Origin of the sequence: Candidatus Magnetobacterium casense (genome assembly GCF_019173545.1) — a bacterium.
Taxonomy (GTDB): domain Bacteria; phylum Nitrospirota; class Thermodesulfovibrionia; order Thermodesulfovibrionales; family Magnetobacteriaceae; genus Magnetobacterium; species Magnetobacterium cryptolimnobacter.
The window spans coordinates 1-1,436 of record NZ_JABXWD010000651.1 but is presented as its reverse complement, the minus strand read 5'-3'; the positions used below and the strand labels follow the sequence as shown (position 1 = coordinate 1,436).

The 1,436-nt window shown below is 47.7% G+C and carries 1 protein-coding gene; it reads left to right on the top strand.

What is annotated here, in order from left to right; translation table 11 throughout:
- Nucleotides 1-487 precede the first annotated feature (487 nt).
- Nucleotides 488-1,228, top strand: a complete 741-nt coding sequence (locus tag HWQ67_RS18435; protein WP_218254156.1) for a hypothetical protein — start codon at nucleotides 488-490, stop codon at nucleotides 1,226-1,228.
- Nucleotides 1,229-1,436 lie beyond the last annotated feature (208 nt).

Here is a 1,436-nt window from a genome sequence, read left to right as displayed (position 1 = left end):
TAAGGGTCACCCGAAACAAACACATATAGCAAAGACAAGAGCGGGGTACGGTCGAGTACCCCAAGACACGGGACCGCGCTCTCGGTAGAAGGCAAGCCCGGCTCACGCTAACCCCTGTCAGAAAAGGGTATAGATCAACATCCCCATTACCGGTAATATCATTATCGAATGGGTTAGGATGTCTTATTACCTATACCCTCTATCTGAACTGAACTGAACTGAACTAACTCCCTCGTCGAACAAAAACCGGGTTTAGTGTTTTTGACTCCTCGTGGGGGGGACCCTCCGAGGAGCCGGTAATTGTATAATTTAACCGGCTACCTACTTTCAATCACAACAAAAATTCCTCCCTCTCTCACATTCGTTCTTAAGTACATTACCTGTTGCTACTGTCCCAAGAATGCCTCTCCCCCTTCGAAACAAGAAACGCAAACGCCTGACCGGTTCGCAAGCGGCCCGATGGCGCCAAGGCAAAGCCACCTCTCAGATGAAACGCTTCTATAACTCCGGTTATGGTGGTATCGGTACCCAACGTGGTAGCAATGGCATCGTCAACCTTGTTCGCCCCCCAAGATCTCTTACCCCATCCTTCGGTGGACCTTTTGGTCAAGTATTTGACACGGAAGTCAACTACTGTGATTACTTTAGTATGAACCCCACACTTGGTGCTGCTACATCTACTCTGTTTCTCGCAAATGGACTTTATGACCCTACTGTTTCTAGTGGAGGCCATCAACCTCACGGATACGATTACCTTTCCCAAATTTATGATAATTGGCAAGTCCTTTCCAGCACTATTGAAGTAGCCCTGTTTTCTAAAATAGTCAGTACTGTGCAAGTAAGTGGCACCGGCCCTGTTAATGCCCAATTAGTGGGATCATTCCTCTCGATTGGAGTCCGCGACACATCCACAACTATGACCGGTCTCCTAACGACTCTAACGGATATTCTCGAACGACCCAACATCAAAACCGTCTTCGTCAACTCGAACGATACTCCAACGACTATTCGTGCTTCCTTCTCAATGCCTAAATTCTACGGCCGTTCCCGCGGCCTAGATGATTCTGATATCACTGGTACGACCTCGGCTGACCCCACTGACAAAGTCTACTACCATGTAATCTTTGGATCCAATAACGGCACCGATGACCTTGAATCGCACAACTTTGTGGCACGTATCAAATACAAGTGTCGCTGGTTCAACCCCAAGAACCTTGTACAGTCTTAAGTCGACGCATAATGCAATAGAGCAAGACACAAAAAACTGGTATTTTTAATACCACAACAAACAAGAATAAGAAAATAGGTAGCACTGAAACGAACCTACTAAGGGTCACCCGAAACAAACACATATAGCAAAGACAAGAGCGGGGTACGGTCGAGTACCCCAAGACACGGGACCGCGCTCTCGGTAGAAGGCAAGCCCGGCTCACGCT

Bases quoted from the DNA above. Each gene is read 5' to 3' on its own strand.
- HWQ67_RS18435 (WP_218254156.1), top strand. From the start codon at position 488: ATGAAACGCTTCTATAACTCCGGTTATGGTGGTATCGGTACCCAACGT.